General features: G+C 56.6%; 16 protein-coding genes. 8 read left to right on the top strand and 8 right to left on the bottom strand.

Translation table 11 applies throughout. The features are described from left to right. Positions 1–119 precede the first annotated feature (119 nt). Entirely contained in the window at positions 120–1,484 is a 1,365-nt protein-coding gene (locus P6287_RS04890) for an MFS transporter (protein ID WP_192236709.1), read from the top strand. A gap of 33 nt (positions 1,485–1,517) precedes the next feature. Here the strand turns inward: P6287_RS04890 and adhP are convergent, their stop codons facing one another. Continuing rightward, positions 1,518–2,552: an alcohol dehydrogenase AdhP gene (adhP, locus tag P6287_RS04885; protein ID WP_192236781.1), complete on the bottom strand. Its 1,035-nt coding sequence runs from the start codon at positions 2,550–2,552 to the stop codon at positions 1,518–1,520. A gap of 36 nt (positions 2,553–2,588) precedes the next feature. Next, positions 2,589–4,109, bottom strand: a complete 1,521-nt coding sequence (locus tag P6287_RS04880) for an aldehyde dehydrogenase family protein (RefSeq protein WP_110867746.1) — start codon at positions 4,107–4,109, stop codon at positions 2,589–2,591. Positions 4,110–4,384: 275 nt separating this feature from the next. Here P6287_RS04880 and P6287_RS04875 point away from each other — a divergent pair, with 275 nt between their 5' ends. Next, positions 4,385–6,157 (top strand): sigma-54-dependent Fis family transcriptional regulator, encoded by a 1,773-nt coding sequence (locus tag P6287_RS04875; protein ID WP_277974593.1) that lies wholly within the window; start codon positions 4,385–4,387, stop codon positions 6,155–6,157. Here the strand turns inward: P6287_RS04875 and P6287_RS04870 are convergent. Further along, on the bottom strand, positions 6,154–6,645 hold the full coding sequence (locus P6287_RS04870) for a YajQ family cyclic di-GMP-binding protein (protein WP_101762432.1): 492 nt from the start codon (positions 6,643–6,645) through the stop codon (positions 6,154–6,156). The two genes, P6287_RS04875 and P6287_RS04870, sit on opposite strands and share 4 nt — an antisense overlap. A 125-nt stretch (positions 6,646–6,770) precedes the next feature. On the opposite strand from P6287_RS04870, the gene panE reads away from it, so the two are divergent. Continuing rightward, positions 6,771–7,691 (top strand): 2-dehydropantoate 2-reductase, encoded by a 921-nt coding sequence (gene panE, locus P6287_RS04865; RefSeq protein ID WP_137385267.1) that lies wholly within the window; start codon positions 6,771–6,773, stop codon positions 7,689–7,691. Next, positions 7,645–8,253: a protein deglycase YajL gene (yajL, locus tag P6287_RS04860; RefSeq protein WP_192236713.1), complete on the top strand. Its 609-nt coding sequence runs from the start codon at positions 7,645–7,647 to the stop codon at positions 8,251–8,253. Before panE ends, yajL begins: the two co-directional genes overlap by 47 nt. Positions 8,254–8,367: 114 nt before the next feature. Here yajL and thiI read toward each other — a convergent pair whose 3' ends face one another. Then, positions 8,368–9,816: a tRNA uracil 4-sulfurtransferase ThiI gene (gene thiI, locus P6287_RS04855; protein ID WP_277974592.1), complete on the bottom strand. Its 1,449-nt coding sequence runs from the start codon at positions 9,814–9,816 to the stop codon at positions 8,368–8,370. A 237-nt stretch (positions 9,817–10,053) separates the two neighbouring features. Here thiI and xseB point away from each other — a divergent pair, with 237 nt between their 5' ends. From xseB to P6287_RS04835, 4 genes are all read left to right on the top strand, one after another. After that, positions 10,054–10,296, top strand: coding sequence for an exodeoxyribonuclease VII small subunit (gene xseB / locus P6287_RS04850; protein ID WP_101762436.1), 243 nt, complete (start codon positions 10,054–10,056; stop codon positions 10,294–10,296). Further along, entirely contained in the window at positions 10,296–11,195 is a 900-nt protein-coding gene (ispA, locus tag P6287_RS04845; protein WP_101762437.1) for a (2E,6E)-farnesyl diphosphate synthase, read from the top strand. Before xseB ends, ispA begins: the two co-directional genes overlap by 1 nt. Positions 11,196–11,214: 19 nt before the next feature. Next, a complete protein-coding gene (gene dxs, locus P6287_RS04840) occupies positions 11,215–13,080 on the top strand; it encodes a 1-deoxy-D-xylulose-5-phosphate synthase (protein WP_101762438.1) in 1,866 nt (621 codons plus the stop codon). Between the two features lie 91 nt (positions 13,081–13,171). After that, the gene (locus tag P6287_RS04835; protein ID WP_192414018.1) at positions 13,172–14,146 is read left to right on the top strand and encodes an aldo/keto reductase; all 975 of its coding nucleotides are present in this window, start codon (positions 13,172–13,174) and stop codon (positions 14,144–14,146) included. Positions 14,147–14,312: 166 nt separating this feature from the next. On the opposite strand, the gene thiL is transcribed toward P6287_RS04835, so the two are convergent. From thiL to ribD, 4 genes are all read right to left on the bottom strand, one after another. After that, positions 14,313–15,290 carry a thiamine-phosphate kinase gene (thiL, locus tag P6287_RS04830; protein WP_101762440.1) on the bottom strand — a complete coding sequence of 326 codons (978 nt, stop codon included), beginning with the start codon at positions 15,288–15,290 and terminating at the stop codon, positions 14,313–14,315. Positions 15,291–15,336: 46 nt separating this feature from the next. Next, positions 15,337–15,756, bottom strand: a complete 420-nt coding sequence (gene nusB, locus P6287_RS04825) for a transcription antitermination factor NusB (RefSeq protein WP_007887007.1) — start codon at positions 15,754–15,756, stop codon at positions 15,337–15,339. A 19-nt stretch (positions 15,757–15,775) separates the two neighbouring features. Next, on the bottom strand, positions 15,776–16,246 hold the full coding sequence (gene ribE, locus P6287_RS04820; protein WP_007887008.1) for a 6,7-dimethyl-8-ribityllumazine synthase: 471 nt from the start codon (positions 16,244–16,246) through the stop codon (positions 15,776–15,778). Positions 16,247–16,336: 90 nt separating this feature from the next. Continuing rightward, positions 16,337–17,440, bottom strand: coding sequence for a bifunctional diaminohydroxyphosphoribosylaminopyrimidine deaminase/5-amino-6-(5-phosphoribosylamino)uracil reductase RibD (gene ribD / locus P6287_RS04815; RefSeq protein ID WP_277974591.1), 1,104 nt, complete (start codon positions 17,438–17,440; stop codon positions 16,337–16,339).

The raw sequence follows: 17,440 nt of genomic DNA, 5'->3' as shown, positions 1-17,440 counted from the left end.
AAAACCAGAAAGGGCGCGAATTTCGCGCCCTTTCTTTTTGTTACCACTGCTTAAGAACAAATGTTTTACCCGCCCTGCCCTGCTGCCTAAAATGGGCGCAGTATAATTTTGAGGTAAACATGAACGACAATAAAATGACGCCAGTAGAGCTTCGTGCTACATGGGGTTTAGGTACCGTTTTTTCCCTGCGCATGCTGGGAATGTTTATGGTCTTGCCGGTACTCACCACGTACGGCATGGCGTTACAGGGCGCCAGTGAAACACTGATTGGGTTCGCAATCGGTATCTATGGTTTGGCACAAGCCATCTTCCAGATTCCTTTTGGTCTGCTCTCCGATCGCGTCGGCCGAAAGCCGCTGATCGTTGGCGGGCTGCTGCTGTTCGTTTTCGGCAGCGTCATCGCCGCCACCTCCGACACCATTTGGGGCGTGATTTTAGGCCGCGCGTTACAAGGCTCCGGCGCGATTGCCGCTGCGGTAATGGCGTTGCTGTCAGATTTAACCCGTGAACAAAACCGCACCAAGGCGATGGCGTTTATCGGCATCAGCTTTGGCGTCACTTTTGCTATTGCGATGGTAGTTGGCCCGATTGTCACCCACGCACTCGGCTTGCACGCGCTGTTCTGGATGATCGCCATCCTCGCGACGCTGGGCATCGTCATCACCTTATTAGTGGTGCCGAACGCACCAAACCACGTATTGAACCGCGAATCCGGCATGGTGAAAGGCAGTATCCGCGCGGTGTTGACCAATCCAAAACTGTTAAAACTGAATATCGGCATTCTCTGCCTGCACATTCTGCTGATGTCGAGCTTCGTGGCGCTGCCGGGACAGTTTGAACAAGCCGGTTTACCGGCGGCCGAGCACTGGAAAGTCTATCTGGTGACGATGTTGGTGGCCTTTGTTGCCGTGGTGCCTTTCATTATCTATGCCGAAGTGAAGCGCCGCATGAAGCGCGTGTTTGTCGGCTGCGTGGCGATCATCATCATTGCAGAAATCGTATTGTGGGGCGCGGCAGGCCACTTCTGGACGCTGGTGATTGGTGTGCAGCTATTCTTCCTCGCCTTCAACCTGATGGAAGCGATTCTGCCATCGCTGATCAGCAAAGAGTCGCCGCCGGGCTACAAAGGCACCGCGATGGGCATCTACTCCACCAGCCAGTTCATTGGTGTGGCGATTGGCGGCAGCATGGGCGGATGGATCTATGGTCATGTTGATGCCCAAACCGTGTTCCTGGTCGGTGCGATTGTCGCAGCTGCCTGGCTGTTTGTGGCGATGTCGATGCAGGAACCGCCTTACGTCAGCAGCCTGCGCATTATGCTCAGCGATGCGGTGCTGGCGGTGCCGAATCTGGAGAAGCGTTTGAAAGCGCAGCCCGGCGTGGCGTCGGTGTTTATCGTGCCAGAAGAGAAAAGTGCTTACATCAAAATCGACAGTAAAGTGACGAGCCGCGTCGAACTCGAAGCGCTGCTCGCCAGCTGCTAAATGACCAGCCCGACCATCGCGTCGGGCTTTTTGTTACAGCGACATATCCACCACGATGCGCCCTTCAATCTTGCCAGCGTGCATCCGCGCGAAGATATCGTTGATGTTAGTCAGCGGTTCTACCGCTACGGTGGCTTTCACCTTGTGACGACCGGCGAAATCCAGCGCTTCCTGCAGATCTTTGCGCGTCCCGACGATGGAACCGCGCACCGTAATGCCGTCCAACACCATATCGAAAATCGACAGATCGAATTTGCCCGGCGGCAATCCGTTCAGCACCATGGTGCCGCCACGACGCAGCGTACCAATCGCCTGTTCGAACGCTTTTGGTGAAACCGCCGTGACCAGCACGCCATGCGCACCGCCAAAACTCTCCTGGAACACCTTGGCCGGATCGACATTTTTCGCATTCGCCACCACGCTGGCACCGAGACGTTTAGCGAACGCCAGTTTCTCATCATCAATATCCACCGCCGCCACGTTCAGACCCATGGCAACCGCGTACTGCACCGCCATATGTCCTAAACCGCCGATACCGGAAATCACCACCCAATCGCCGGGTTTGGTGTCGGTCATTTTCAGCCCTTTATACACGGTGACGCCGGCACAGAGGATCGGCGCGATTTCGTTGTAATCGACGTTATCCGGAATGATGCCGACATAGTTGGCATCGGCGAGGCAGTATTCCGCGAAGCTGCCATTCACTGAGTAACCGGCATTTTGCTGCGACAGACACAGCGTTTCCCAGCTATCGAGACAGTGTTCGCAGTGACCGCACGCCGAATAGAGCCATGGCACACCGACGCGATCGCCCATTTTCAGGTGCTTAACGCCCTCGCCGAGCGCCACAACCTGGCCCACACCTTCGTGGCCCGGAATAAACGGCGGATTGGGTTTAATCGGCCAGTCGCCTTCGGCCGCGTGAAGATCGGTATGGCACACGCCGGTAGCCGCAATTTTCACTAAAATCTGCCCCGGCCCGACCTGCGGCACCGGCACCTGCTCAATCACTAACGGTTCACCAAATGCCTTCACAACCGCGGCTTTCATGGTGGTTTTGATTTGCATATTCATCTTTCACTCTCCATTTGAACGGATGCGGACTTAGAACAGGCCCAAAGGCGCGGTGCCATAGCTAACCAGCAGATTTTTGGTTTGTTGATAGGCGCTGAGCGCCATTTTGTGCGTCTCACGGCCTACACCCGACTGCTTGTAACCGCCGAATGCCGCGTGAGCGGGATAGATGTGATAACAGTTGGTCCAGACGCGCCCGGCTTTGATGCCGCGTCCCATGCGATAAGCCAGATTGGTATCGCGCGTCCACACGCCCGCACCAAGACCGAACTGGGTTTCGTTGGCGATGGCGAGCGCTTCTGCCTCATCCTTAAAGGTGGTAACACCAATCACCGGCCCAAAAATCTCCTCCTGGAAACAGCGCATCTGGTTGGTTCCTTTGATTAAGGTCGGCTGAATGTAGAATCCATCATTCAGCTCGGTGGCCATGCTGGCGCGATCGCCACCGGTGAGAATTTGCCCGCCTTCGTCGCGTGCGATGTTGATATACGACAGGATTTTATCGAATTGCTGGCGTGAAGCCTGTGCACCAATCATGGTGTCGCTATCGAGCGGATCGCCGCGACGGATGTTCGCCACCTTGGCCATCACGCGATCCATAAAGGGTTGATAGATCGATTCATGAATCAAGGCGCGCGATGGACAGGTACAGACTTCCCCCTGATTGAAGAAACCGAGTACTAACCCTTCCACCGCCTTCTCAATAAACTCGTCCTCACCATCCATCACATCAGCGAAGTAGATATTCGGCGACTTGCCGCCCAGCTCGACGGTGCAGGGAATGATGTTTTCAGCAGCGCAGGCCATAATGTGGCGCCCCACCGGCGTTGAACCGGTAAAGGCGATTTTGGCGATGCGTTTGCTGGTCGCCAGCGCTTCACCCGCTTCACGACCAAAGCCCTGCACCACATTCAACACGCCAGCCGGGAACAGATCGCCAATCACCTCCATCAGCAGCGTAATACCGAGCGGCGTCTGTTCCGCCGGTTTCAGCACGACACAGTTGCCCGCCGCCAGCGCTGGCGCCAGTTTCCACGCCGCCATTAACAGCGGGAAGTTCCACGGAATGATTTGCCCAACCACGCCGAGCGGTTCATGAAAGTGATATGCCACGGTGGTTTCATCGATCTCCGCGGTGCTGCCCTCTTGCGCACGCAGGCAACCGGCGAAGTAACGGAAGTGATCCACCGCCAGCGGAAGATCGGCGTTCAGGGTTTCGCGAATCGGTTTACCGTTATCCCAGCTCTCCGCTACCGCCAGTTTTTCGAGATTGGCCTCAATGCGATCCGCCACCTGCAACAGGATGTTGGCGCGATGCTGCACGCTGGTTTTTCCCCAGGCATCAGCCGCCTGATGCGCCGCATCCAGCGCTAAATCGATATCGCGCGCATCCGAACGCGGGAACTGCGCGATATCGCTGCCATTCACTGGCGAGGTGTTAGTGAAGTATTGGCCGCTGAGCGGCTCGACGAATTTGCCCGCAATGTAGTTGCCGTAAATCGCCTGGAATGAAACCAAAGCGCCGGGCGTACCGGGATGTGCATAACGCATCGCAAACTCCTTTATGTAGGGTCAGATAATCTGAAGGCTCAGTCGCCTTACAGAGAACGTGCTGTCAGAGGAGCTATTGCAGCGGGCGTGCCAGCTTTTTTCATCAGAGGATGTTTTGTTAAAAAACCAATATGATCATTAAGTTAAGAGCCGACGCACAACATGACCTGGCTATGTTGTGCAGAAAAGTTCACCATCTGTGTTGCGTATCGCAACAGTACAGAAACCGACCCGCTACAATGTCGCAACACTTTCGCTTGGGCATGAGGTCATCAATGCAGGGAAATCCATCCGCGTCTGCCGTTAACGCCAATCCGCTGTTAAGCGACTCCTGGTTCCGTAGCCAGCTGTATGGCCTCGATCGCACCGCCGATGATTTTCCGCGTGTTCGCCAGGGTGAACTGGCCGATGTGCTTGCCAGCAATGCCGGGCTGCAGCAGTTCGCGCAGCCGGTGATCAAACAGCTGGCGCAGAAACTGGCCGAGAAGCAATCGGTGGTGATTCTGTCGGATGCCACCGGTTTGGTACTCAATACCTTTGGCGATATGCCTTCGATGGAAAAAGCCCAACGTTATGCGCTGGCGCCAGGCAATTTGTGGAGTGAATGCGGGCGCGGCACCAATGCGATTGGCACCGCGCTGGCGATTGATGATGGCTGCGAGATTCAAGGTCATCAGCACTTCCTGACGCTCAATCAAGGTTTGTACTGTGCGGCGATGCCGCTGCAAATGCCCAACGGTCAGATTGCTGGCGTGCTGGATATTTCCGGCCCGGCGCACTTCCCGCATCCGCAGACTTTTAGCTGGGTGAAAGCGGCGGCGAAACAGATCGAATATCTGTGGGTGAAGCAGAGCCTGCATCCGCAGCAATGGTTGATGAGCCTGCATCTGCAGCCGCAGGGCATCGATACCAGCGATGAACTGCTGCTGGTGTTCTCGGATAACGTCCTGACCGCCGCCAACAGGCTGGCGATGCGCGAGCTGGCGCTGAGCGTCGGGCAACTCGGCAGCGTGACCTTTCAACAACTGTTTCCGCAACAGCAGCAGCACGCCAACAGCATTCCCGCTCCGCTCGATTACGCCACGCAGCGCTACTATTTTCGCCTGCGAGCGCCGCAGCGCAGCCATTTTGCCACGCCGAGCGAACCCGCCAGCGAGCTGCCTTTCTCACTGGGGCGCGATGGCGAGAAGATGGTGCGACTGCTCAATGCCGGCGTTTCACTGTGCATTCACGGCGAAACCGGCAGCGGCAAAGAGTATGTCAGCCGCGCTCTGCATCAGCAAAGCCGCTGGCGCGAAGGCAAATTCGTTGCCATTAACTGCGCGGCCATCCCCGAAGCGCTGATTGAATCTGAGCTGTTTGGCTATCAACCCGGCGCGTTCACCGGCGCGAGCAAGAATGGTTACATCGGCAAAATCCGTGAAGCGGATGGCGGCGTGCTGTTCCTTGATGAAATTGGCGATATGCCGCTGGCACTACAAACCCGCTTGCTACGCGTGTTGCAGGAGAAAGAGGTGGCGCCGCTCGGATCCAGCCGCAGCTGGCCGGTGAATTTCGCGGTGATCAGCGCCACGCACCGCGATTTGGCACAGCGCGTGGCCGAAGGCGAATTCCGCGAAGATTTGCTCTATCGCCTGCAGGAATTCTCGATGACCATTCCGCCGCTGCGCGCCTGGCCGGATGTGGAAGGTTTTATCCGTCGATTATGGCTGGAGCTGGGCGGCGCGGATCGCGATATTCAGCTCTCACCTGCGCTGTTGACGGCTCTGGCGCAGCTGCCGTGGCCGGGTAACGTGCGGCAATTGCGCAGCTTGTTACGCGTGCTGTTGGCACTGGCGGATGAAGGTGAAGAAGTGACAGAGGTCCATTTACCGGCTGAGTATCGGCGTGCGGCGGTGCAGCCACAGTCCAATCGGCAGAGTCATGATAGGCGGTTGATCAGCGAAACGCTGCAGCGCTTCAATGGTAATATCAGTAAAACGGCGGAAGCCTTAGGCGTCGCGCGCAGCACGCTTTATCGTCGTGCGGCGCGCGACAAACGCGATTAGTCGCGGAAGTTTTTGAACTGGAAAGGCTGTCCGAGGTTGCCACCGCGCACCAGCGCCATCGCACCTTGCAGGTCGTCGCGTGACTTACCGGTTACGCGCAGTTCTTCACCCTGAATCTGCGTCTGCACTTTCAGCTTGCTGTCTTTAATCAGCTTCACCAGCTTTTTCGCGATATCGCTTTCGATACCTTTCTTCAGCTTGGCTTCCACCGACCAGCTTTTACCGCTGTGCACGATCTCTTCTGGCACTTCAATCGCCGCGCCTTCAATGCCACGCTTCAGCAGCTTTTCGCGCAGAATATCCACCAGCTGTTTGACCTGGAAATCAGATTCGCTGCTGAGTTTGATGGTCTCGTTCTTTTCGTTGAGCTCAATGGTTGCACTCACGTTACGGAAATCGAAACGAGTTGAGATCTCGCGGTTCGCATTCTCCACGGCATTTCGCACTTCCGACAATTCGACTTCGGAAACGATATCGAAAGATGGCATCTTTTCTTCTCCTGATACTAAAGTGACATGCATAATACGCGTCTTGTGGCGCTAATAAAACACGATACGCGGAAAGCTATACTTACCCGTAACGTGAAAACAGGAACCCGCCCACGGGAGGCAAAATGAAAATTACCGTGTTGGGGTGTGGCGCCTTAGGTCAAATTTGGCTCGCCGCTCTCGCCCGTCAGGGACATGAGGTGCAGGGCTGGTTACGTGTACCGCAGCCCTATTGCTCAGCCAACGTAGTCGATCCGCAAGGCGAGGTGAGCAATCACACCTTTATTGCCAATGATCCGCTGTTCCTCGCCGAAAGCCAGCTGTTACTGGTGACGCTCAAAGCGCCCCAGGTTTCCCCTGCGGTGAAAAATCTGCAAAGCGTGCTGCCGACGCACGCGCCAATTCTGCTGCTGCATAACGGCATGGGAACGTTGGAAGAGCTGAAAGATTTGCGTCAGCCGCTGTTGCGCGGCATCACCACGCACGCGGCAATGCGCGACGGCACGGTGATTAAGCATATTGCGCACGGCATCACCCATATCGGCCCTGCTAATCGTGAGAGCGCCGCACTGAGCGATATCGCCGATATTCTGCATCAGGCGCTGCCGGATGTGGCCTGGCATGACAACATCGCCGCCGCCAGCTGGCGCAAGCTGGCAATCAACTGCGTGATCAATCCGATGACCGTTGAGCACGATTGCCAGAACGGGGCGCTGCGCGCCTGGCCGGAACAAGTCGCGCTGCTGTGCGAAGAGATCGCCTGGGTGATGGAGCGCGAAGGCCAGCACATGGCGGTGGATAATCTGCGCGACATCATTTACGACGTGATCGAGAGCACCGCCGCCAATACCTCATCAATGTTGCAGGATGTGCGTGCGCAGCGTCTGACCGAAATTGATTACATCACCGGCTACCTGTTGCGTCGCGCCCGCGCGCAGGGCATTTCACTGCCGGAAAACACCCGTTTGTACGATCTGATTAAACGTAAGGAGTCCCACTATGAGCGCGAACGCATCGGTTCTGGTTTGCCTGGCACATGGAAGTGAAGAGACCGAAGCGGTCACCACGATCGATTTGCTGGTACGCGGCGGTTTAAGCGTCACCACCGCCAGCGTGGAGAGCGATGGCACGCGTGAGATCGTCTGTTCGCGCGGCGTGCGGCTGCTGGCGGATGCGCCTTTGGTTGAGGTGGCGGATAACGACTACGACGCGATTGTGCTGCCCGGCGGTTTGAAAGGCGCGGAGACCTTCCGCGACAGCCCGCTGCTGGTGGAAACCGTGCGCCAGTTCCATCTCTCCAGCAAGATTGTGGCAGCGATTTGTGCCGCGCCGGGCACGGTTTTGGTCGCGCACGATCTGTTTCCCGTCGGCAATATGACCGGTTTTCCCGGCCTGCGTGACACCATTCCCGACAGCAAATGGATGGAGCGCCGCGTGGTGTGGGATCCGCGCGTTAATCTGCTGACCAGCCAGGGACCGGGCACCGCAATGGATTTTGCGTTGAAGCTGATTGATTTGCTGGTGGATAAAGAGACCGCGCGTGAAGTGGCTTCACAGCTGGTACTGGCGGCAGGGATTTATAATTATCAGGAGTTTGAAGAGCGGTAACGTTGTTACAACAGACTGCACATGATTGTAGCGGCGCGATTAATTGCGCATTTCACTGCAACACTGATGCCGCATGAAATACGCGTGATTCATCGCGCCGCTACGGTTTATCGCTTATGGACGATAAACCTTCACGTTTTTGAAGCCCTGCTCATGCAGATAGAGCGCCTGCAGGCGACTCATCACACCGCGATCGCAATACAGCAGCCAGGTTTTACTCTGGTCCAGGTCGCCAAACTGGGTGCTGAGTTTGTAGAACGCCAGAGTTTTTACTTCAACGCCTTCGACGATCAGCGGATTCGCCTCCTGCTCATCGGCCGAACGGATATCCAGCACCACGTCGTTGCTGATGAAGGAGTCAACGGTTTCAACTTCCACCACTTCTTCTTCCGTCTGCTCGGCGATTTCACGGATATCGACGTTGCTGGCTTCCTGCACCACGCGATTGAGGATCTCGAAATCGAAGTTTTGCTCTTCCGCTTCGATCTTGCCCTTCACCGCTTTAACGGTTGGGCTTTTCGAAATCACGCCGCAATATTCTGGCATGGTGCGGGCAAAATCTTCGGTGCCGATCTTACGCGCCACATCAATGATGTGCTCTTTGTCATGGGAGATCAGCGGACGAAGAATCAGCGTATCGGAGGCGTTATCGATCAAACGCAGGTTGGTCAGCGTCTGGCTGGAAACCTGGCCCAGCGCTTCGCCGGTCACCAGCGCCTGCACGCCGTAACGTTCCGCCACCATTGACGCCGCACGCACCATCATACGCTTCAGCACCACGCCCATTTGGCCGTCGTCCACTTTCTCAAGAATCTCACCGACTACCGGCTCGAAGTTGATCGCTACGAAGCGTACGCGGTGTGAGCGACCAAAGCGCTGCCACAGGTAATGTGCAACCTGGCGCACGCCAATCTCGTGTGCCGCACCGCCAAGGTTGAAGAAGCAGTAATGCACGCGGCAGCCGCGACGCATCAGCATGTAGCTCGACACGCCAGAATCAAAACCGCCGGAAATCAGTGACAGAACATCTTCCTGGGTACCAATCGGGAATCCGCCTAAGCCTTCATAGCGTGCGGTGATCAGCAACAGACGATCGTCGTCGATCTCCAGATTCACCGTTTCTTCCGGACGATTGAGCTGCACGCGCGCGCTGGCGATGTGTTGGTTAAGGCCGCCGCCAACGTAGCGTTCCACGTCCTGCGAGCTGAAGCTGTGCTTGCCGCGGCGCTTGACGCGCACGCAGAAGCTTTTGCCTTCCAGACGCTCGCGGTTCAGCACCAGCGTCTGCTCGAAAATGTCGTGCATATCGGTGTAGGCGCGATCTTCCACCGCCAGCACATGGTGAATGCCCGGAATGCGCGTCAGTTCGGTGACAAGGGTCTCGCGCAGCGACTCATTCTTAGAACGCACTTCAATGTGGTCCCAATGGCGCACGACTTTGATCTCTTCATCCACGGTGCGCAGAATATTACGAATGCTACTGGAGAGAATTTTGATAAAGCGCAGACGCACCGACTGACTTTTGATGGTGATTTCTGGAAACAGCTTGACGATAAACTTCATGGCGACAGGGGTTCGTTTGGACAAATAAGTGCTAAAAGCATCGGCACTTAACTGTTAAAATCATATAATTGCGGGTTAATTCAGGAGCCCCCGCATCCGAGGCGCAAAAGTATATCACCTTTGCCGGGTGACTGCTTTAAGCAACCTTCATCACATTCATTATTTTGCTAATTAATCCTCGTCAGCTACCATGACCGATTGCAAGATGATCTCCTAACCTGTGAGTCGACACTGATTATGCCGAAAAAAGCCGAAGCGCCTGCCAGTTTTGAAAGCGCATTAGAGCAGCTGGAACAGATTGTTAGCCGCCTGGAAAGTGGCGAGCTGCCGTTAGAGCAGGCGCTGAACGAATTTGAACGCGGCGTACAATTGGCACGTACCGGTCAGCAAACCCTGCAGCAGGCAGAGCAGCGTGTGCAAATTCTGCTTAGCGATGAGAAAGATGCCGCCCTCGCCCCTTTTACCCCGGAAAATGAGTAATGGATTTTGCTAAACTGCTGAGCGCTTACCATCAACGCGTTAATCAGGCATTGACGCGCTTAATAGATCCACTTCCTTTTCAGAGTTCTCCTCTGGTGAATGCCATGGAGTATGGGGCATTATTAGGCGGTAAGCGTCTGCGTCCCTTTCTGGTGTACGCAACAGGCGAAATGCTAAAGGCCGATGCCGCCAGCCTCGATGTGCCGGCTGCGGCCGTGGAATGCATCCATGCTTATTCCCTGATTCATGACGATCTGCCGGCGATGGACGACGATGCGTTACGCCGCGGGCAGCCAACCTGCCATATTAAATATGGTGAAGACACGGCGATTCTCGCCGGCGATGCTCTGCAAACTTTGGCCTTTTCGATTCTGGCCGATCAGCCGATGCCCGGCGTCAGCGCCGACGCGCGTATTGCGATGATTTCCGAACTGGCGCAGGCCAGCGGCGTGGCAGGCATGTGCGGCGGTCAGGCACTGGATTTGGCGGCGGAAGGCAAAAGCATCGATCTGGCGCAGCTGGAACAGATTCACCGCCATAAAACCGGCGCGTTAATTCGCGCCGCGGTACGTCTTGGCGCATTAGCCGCCGGCGATCGTGGTCGCGCCGCGATGCCGCTACTGGATACCTACGCCAATGCCATCGGACTGGCGTTTCAGGTGCAGGATGACATCCTCGATGTGGTCGGCGATACCGCCGTGTTAGGAAAAACACAGGGCGCGGATCAGGCATTGGGTAAAAGCACCTATCCTTCATTGATGGGGCTGGAAAATGCCCGCAGTAAAGCCTGGGATCTTTATCAAGAGGCGCTCGGCGCTCTCGATATTCTGGCGGCACAGTCTTACAACACACTCGCCTTACAAGCGCTGGCAAGCTTCATAATTGAACGCGATAAATAACTTTCATAATGAGTCTCTGATGAGTTTTGATATTGCAAAATACCCGACACTGGCGTTAGCCAACACGGTTCAGGAATTACGTTTATTACCGAAAGAAAAACTTCCGGAGCTGTGTGACGAACTGCGTCAGTATCTGCTGGATAGCGTGAGCCGATCTTCCGGCCACTTTGCATCGGGTCTGGGCGTCGTCGAGCTAACAGTGGCGCTGCATTATGTTTATAACACCCCCTTTGATCATCTGGTGTGGGACGTGGGACATCAGGCCTATCCGCACAAAATTCTGACCGGACGCCGCGATCGTATCGGCACCATCCGCCAGAAAAATGGCCTGCATCCGTTCCCGTGGCGCGGTGAGAGTGAGTACGACGTGCTGAGCGTAGGTCACTCCTCCACCTCGATCAGCGCCGGGCTCGGCATGGCGGTTGCCGCCGAACGTGAAGGCAAAGGCCGCCGCACCGCCTGTATTATTGGCGATGGCGCGATCACCGCCGGCATGGCGTTTGAAGCCATGAACCACGCCGGTGACATCAAGCCGGACATGCTGGTGATCCTCAACGACAACGAGATGTCGATCTCCGAGAACGTGGGCGCACTCAACAATCGTCTGGCACAGATTCTCTCCGGGAAAACCTATTCACGCCTGCGCGAAGGCGGCAAGCGTGTATTGGGCGGTTTGCCGCCGATCAAAGAGCTGGTGAAGCGCACAGAAGAGCACCTGAAAGGCATGGTGGTGCCGGGTACGCTGTTTGAAGAGCTGGGCTTTAACTACATCGGCCCGGTAGATGGTCACGACGTGCTGACGCTGGTGAGCACGCTGAAGAATATGCGCGATCTGAAAGGTCCGCAGTTCCTGCACATCATGACCAAAAAGGGCAAAGGTTATGCCCCGGCGGAAGAAGATCCGATTACCTGGCATGCGGTACCGAAGTTCGATCCCGCCAGCCTGGCGCTGCCGAAAAGCGTGCCGGGCTTACCAAGCTACTCGAAGATTTTCGGCAACTGGTTGAGCGAAATGGCGGCTGACGATCCGCGCCTGATGGCGGTCACGCCAGCGATGCGCGAAGGTTCGGGCATGGTGAGCTACTCACGCGACTATCCGCAGCAATATTTTGATGTGGCGATTGCCGAGCAGCACGCGGTAACGTTCGCGGCGGGTATGGCGATTGGTGGTTACAAACCGGTTGTGGCGATCTACTCGACCTTCCTGCAGCGCGCCTACGATCAGCTGATCCACGATGTCGCCATCCAGAAATTGCCGGTGCTGTTTGCTATCGATCGCGGCGGTATTGTCGGCGCGGATGGTCAAACTCATCAGGGCGCATTTGATATCGCGTTCTTACGCTGCGTGCCAGAGATGGTGATCATGACGCCAAGCGATGAAAACGAATGTCGTCTGATGCTTTATACCGGATATCACTATCAGGATGGCCCGAGTGCGGTGCGTTACCCGCGCGGTACCGGTACCGGCGCAACGCTGGAACCGCTGGCGAGCTTGCCGCTGGGCAAAGGTATCGTGAAGCGTCGCGGCGAAAAGCTGGCGATCCTTAATTTCGGTACTTTGCTGCCAGAAGCCGCTGCCGCTGCGGAAGCGCTGAATGCCACGCTGGTGGATATGCGTTTTGTGAAGCCACTCGATGAAGCACTGATTGCCGAGCTGGCGGCCAGCCACGATTCGCTGGTTACGCTGGAAGAAGGCGCCATCAAAGGCGGCGCCGGCAGCGGTGTCAACGAGTACGTGATGGCAAAACGCCTGCGCGTACCAGTGCTCAACCTCGGCCTGCCGGATGAGTTCATCCCACAAGGCACGCAGGAAGAAGTACGTCAGGATTATCAGCTGGATGCCGCCGGTATTCAGCAGCAAATCACTGACTGGCTCGCCCAGTAATCTGCCCGACTCGCTCACCGCCCGGTGAGCGAGCCTGCTGCTATGCTTAGGGAACGATTTCCCTCAAGCATAAGAGCAGGAGCCCAAATAGATGAAAACCATTCCCCTAGGCCAAACCGACTTACAGGTTTCACGTCTCTGTTTAGGCTGCATGACTTACGGCGATCCCACGCGCGGCAATCACGCGTGGACGCTGCCTGAAGAGAGCAGCCGACCGTTGATCAAGCAGGCGCTGGAAGCCGGCATCAACTTCTTCGATACCGCTAACAGCTATTCCGATGGCAGCAGCGAAGAGATTGTGGGCCGGGCGCTGAAAGATTTTGCCCGCCGCGATCAGGTTGTGGTCGCCACCAAGGTCTATTTTCCGCTGAGTAATCTGTCACAAGGCTTGTCGCGCCAGAATATCTTGCAATCGATTGATGACAGCCTGACGCGCCTTGGTATGGAGTATGTCGATCTGCTGCAGATTCACCGCTGGGATTACGCCACGCCGATTGAAGAGACGCTGGAAGCGCTGCATGAAGTGGTGAAATCCGGCAAGGCGCGTTACATCGGCGCATCATCAATGCACGCATCGCAGTTTGCTCAGGCGCTGGAACTGCAAAAGCAAAATAACTGGGCGCGCTTTGTCAGCATGCAGGATCAGTACAACCTGATTCAGCGTGAGGAAGAGAATGACATGCATCCGCTGTGTCAGCGCGAAGGGATCGCGGTGCTGCCGTGGAGCCCGCTGGCGCGCGGTAAACTCACGCGTCCATGGGGCGAAACCACCGCACGTTCGGTATCGGATAATGTGATGGAGAAGCTGTATACCGGCACCGAAGAGAACGATGCGGCAATTGCCGAGCGTCTGGCTAATGTAGCCGCCGATAAAGGCGTGACGCGCGCGCAGGTGGCGCTGGCGTGGCTATTACATAAACCGGCGGTCACCGCGCCGATCATTGGCGCTTCGCGCGAGCAACAGTTCGCCGAGTTGGTGAAAGCGGTGGATGTTGAATTGAGTGAGAATGAGATTGCCGAGCTGGAAACGGTATATCAACCGCATCCGATGGTGGGGTTTGAGTAAGGTAGACCATTCCCCTCACCCCAGCCCTCTCCCGCAAGCGGGCGAGGGAGCAGTATCTGCAGTACCCACCTAATCGTTCCTTCTCCCACTTGTTGGAGCAGAACGAGCAGTCCCTACCTAATTGTCCCCTCTCCCACTTGTGGGAGAGGGTTAGGGTGAGGGCAATTTACTTCGCGCCGAAGTGATCAAACCCTTTCACATCTACACTGCGCGGCTTGCCGTTCTCCAGCAAACTCAGCCCTTCCGATTCGGGTGCAATCTGCCCAATACAGGTATAAGGCACACCAAAATGGCCGAGCGCCACGTCAATCGCGCCACGGTTCACTTCTGGCACGGTAAAGCACAGCTCGTAATCTTCGCCGCCGCTCAACGCCCATTTCAGCACCAGTTCAGGCTCGAAGTGATCGCGCAGGGCCGCTGAAAGCGGTAACGCGTCGAGATTGATGCGAGCGCCAACGCGGCTGGCGGTCAGCACATGGCCGAGATCGGAAATCAGGCCATCAGAGATATCGATCGCCGAGGTTGCCAGACCGCGCAGCGCCTGGCCTTGCAGCACGCGCGGCATTGGACGCAGATGGCGTTTGATCAACGCTTCGTGCACCGCCGGATCGTTCAGGCGATGGCGATGCTGCAGCAGCGATAAACCGGCCGCGCTGTCACCCAAGGTGCCGGTGACAAAGATCCAGTCGCCTGGCTTCGCGCCCGAACGTTTCAGCGCCCTTCCCACTGGCACTAAACCGTGAATGCCGAGCGTCATGCTCAGCGGTCCGCGCGTGGTATCGCCACCAATCAGCTGCATATCGTAATAATCCAGCAGCTCAAACAGGCTGTCGCTAAAGGCCGCCACCCACGGTTCATCAATTTCAGGCAGCGTTAATGCCAGCGTTAGCCAGGCCGGATCGGCGCCCATGGCGGCTAAATCGCTGAGATTAACGGCGACGGCTTTGTAGCCGAGATCGGCGGGATGGATATCACGTAAGAAGTGGACGCCTGCAACCAGCGTGTCGGTGCTGATGGCAAGTGTCTGTTTTTCTGGCACGTTAAGTAACGCGCAGTCGTCACCAATTCCTTTCTCCACATCGCGGCGGGAGCTGGTGACGCGGTTAAAGTAACGTGCAATCAGTTCGAATTCACCACAAGACATAAGTCAGGTCTCAATGAGAAAAAGGCCGGATAACCGGCCTTTAACGCTATTTTTTGTTTGGTCGAATTTGCGGGGCAGCTTTGTCGAGCACACCGTTGACGAATTTGTGGCTGTCTTCAGCACCAAACACTTTTGCCAACTCGATGCCTTCGTTGATGGCCACTTTATACGGCACATCAGAACGCTTGCTCAGCTCATACAGCGAAATACGCAGGATGGCTTTTTCTACCTGGCCCAGCTCTTCCAGCTGACGCGACAGGTAAGGCTTCATCAGACCGTCCAGGTACGCGCTGTTAGTCGCCACACCGGCCAGCAATTCGCGGAAATAGCTAATATCGACGTCTTTGACGTCTTGTTCCGCCAGAAACTGGTATTCCACATCGGCAATGTCGTTCTTAGACAGCTGCCAGGAGTAAAGCGCCTGGACAGCGCACTCACGGGCGCGACGACGAGCAGCAGGTTTCACAAAATTCCCCTTACAAAAATCAGGCTTTGATGGCTTTCAATACGTTGATCATTTCGAGTGCAGTCAGGGCCGCTTCGGCACCTTTATTACCTGCTTTCGTGCCGGCGCGTTCAATCGCCTGCTCGATATTTTCAGTGGTCAACACGCCGAAGGTCACCGGGATTTCGCTGGTCATCGCGACGTGCGCAATGCCCGAGCTGGCTTCACCGGCCACATATTCGAAATGTGCGGTGCCGCCACGGATGACAGTGCCCAACGCAACAATGGCGTCGTGCTTACCGGCTTTCGCCAGTGCGCGTGCTGCCAGCGGCAGTTCGTATGCACCTGGAACCCAGACAACGGTGATGTTATCTGCTTTCACCTGGCCGATGCGCTTAAGTGCGTCAATCGCGCCGTCCAGCAGGCTGTCATTAATGAAGTTGTTAAAACGCGCAATTACGATGGCAATGTTTGCATCAGGCGTGGCAACAGGAGCTTCGATAACTTTCATACATATCCTTTGGGTTGTTTTATGGCCCCGCAGAAGGGGGCGGATTCTATCATACTCTTTGGCGACGCGCTCAGGCTTTTCCGCGCGCTTTCAGCGCGGCGTCAGCGTCAGGCGCAGGTCCTCGCCAACCAGGCGCACATCGCTAAAATTCAGGGCCGGCGCATCGGCCAGCTGTTCCAGTCCCGGCAGCGTGCACAGGCCGCGTGCGGCATTCCCTAACAGCTTTGGCGCCATGTAAACAATCAGCTCATCCACCAGGCCCGCTTGCAGCAAAGCACCCGCTAATCCGGCACCCGCTTCCACCCACACGCTGTTGATCTGGCGCTGGCCGAGCAACATCATCATCGCGACCAAATCAAGCTGTTCACCACGCTGGGGTACCGCAATCTGGGTCACGCTGGCGGGCCACGCGTGTTGATCGGGCTCGCAGCGCATCAGCCAGGTTTCGCCTGGCTGGTCAATCAGTCGGTGTTGCGGCGTGACGCGCTGTTGGCTGTCAATCACCACGCGCACCGGCTGACGCAGCTGGCTTTCTTCGAGCTGCGCACGCACCTCTTCATTCAATTCTCTCCAGCGTACCGTGAGCGACGGATTGTCAGCCAACACCGTGGCGCTGGTGCTAAGAATAGCTGAACTCTGGGCGCGTAAACGTTGCACATCGCGCCTTGCGGCCGCGGAGGTGATCCACTGACTTTCGCCACTCGCCATGGCGGTGCGGCCATCAAGGGATGCGCCGAGCTTCAGCTGGATCCACGGGAATCCGGTCCGCATACGTTTGAGAAAACCCCGGTTCAGCGCTTCCGCTTCGTTCATCATCAGGCCATGACTGACGTCGATGCCCGCCTGCTGTAAACGGTAGAGTCCACGTCCTGCCACCTGCGGATTGGGATCCTGCATCGCGGCGACCACGCGCGTCACGCCTGCGGCAATCAGCGCATCGCAGCACGGCGGCGTGCGTCCATGGTGGCTACAAGGTTCCAGCGTGACATACGCGGTTGCGCCAGCAGCTCGTTCGCCCGCCATACGCAGCGCATGCACTTCGGCATGCGGTTCGCCGGCGCGCTGATGCCAGCCTTCGCCGACAATCTCGCCCTCGCGCACAATCACGCAGCCGACGTTGGGGTTAGGTGTGGTGGTAAAGCGTCCGCGCCGCGCCAGTTCCAGCGCGCGCGCCATATAGCGTTCGTCAGTCAT

Source organism: Pantoea sp. X85 (assembly GCF_029623675.1).
Lineage (GTDB): Bacteria > Pseudomonadota > Gammaproteobacteria > Enterobacterales > Enterobacteriaceae > Pantoea > Pantoea leporis.
This window is presented reverse-complemented; position numbering and strand designations above follow the sequence as displayed.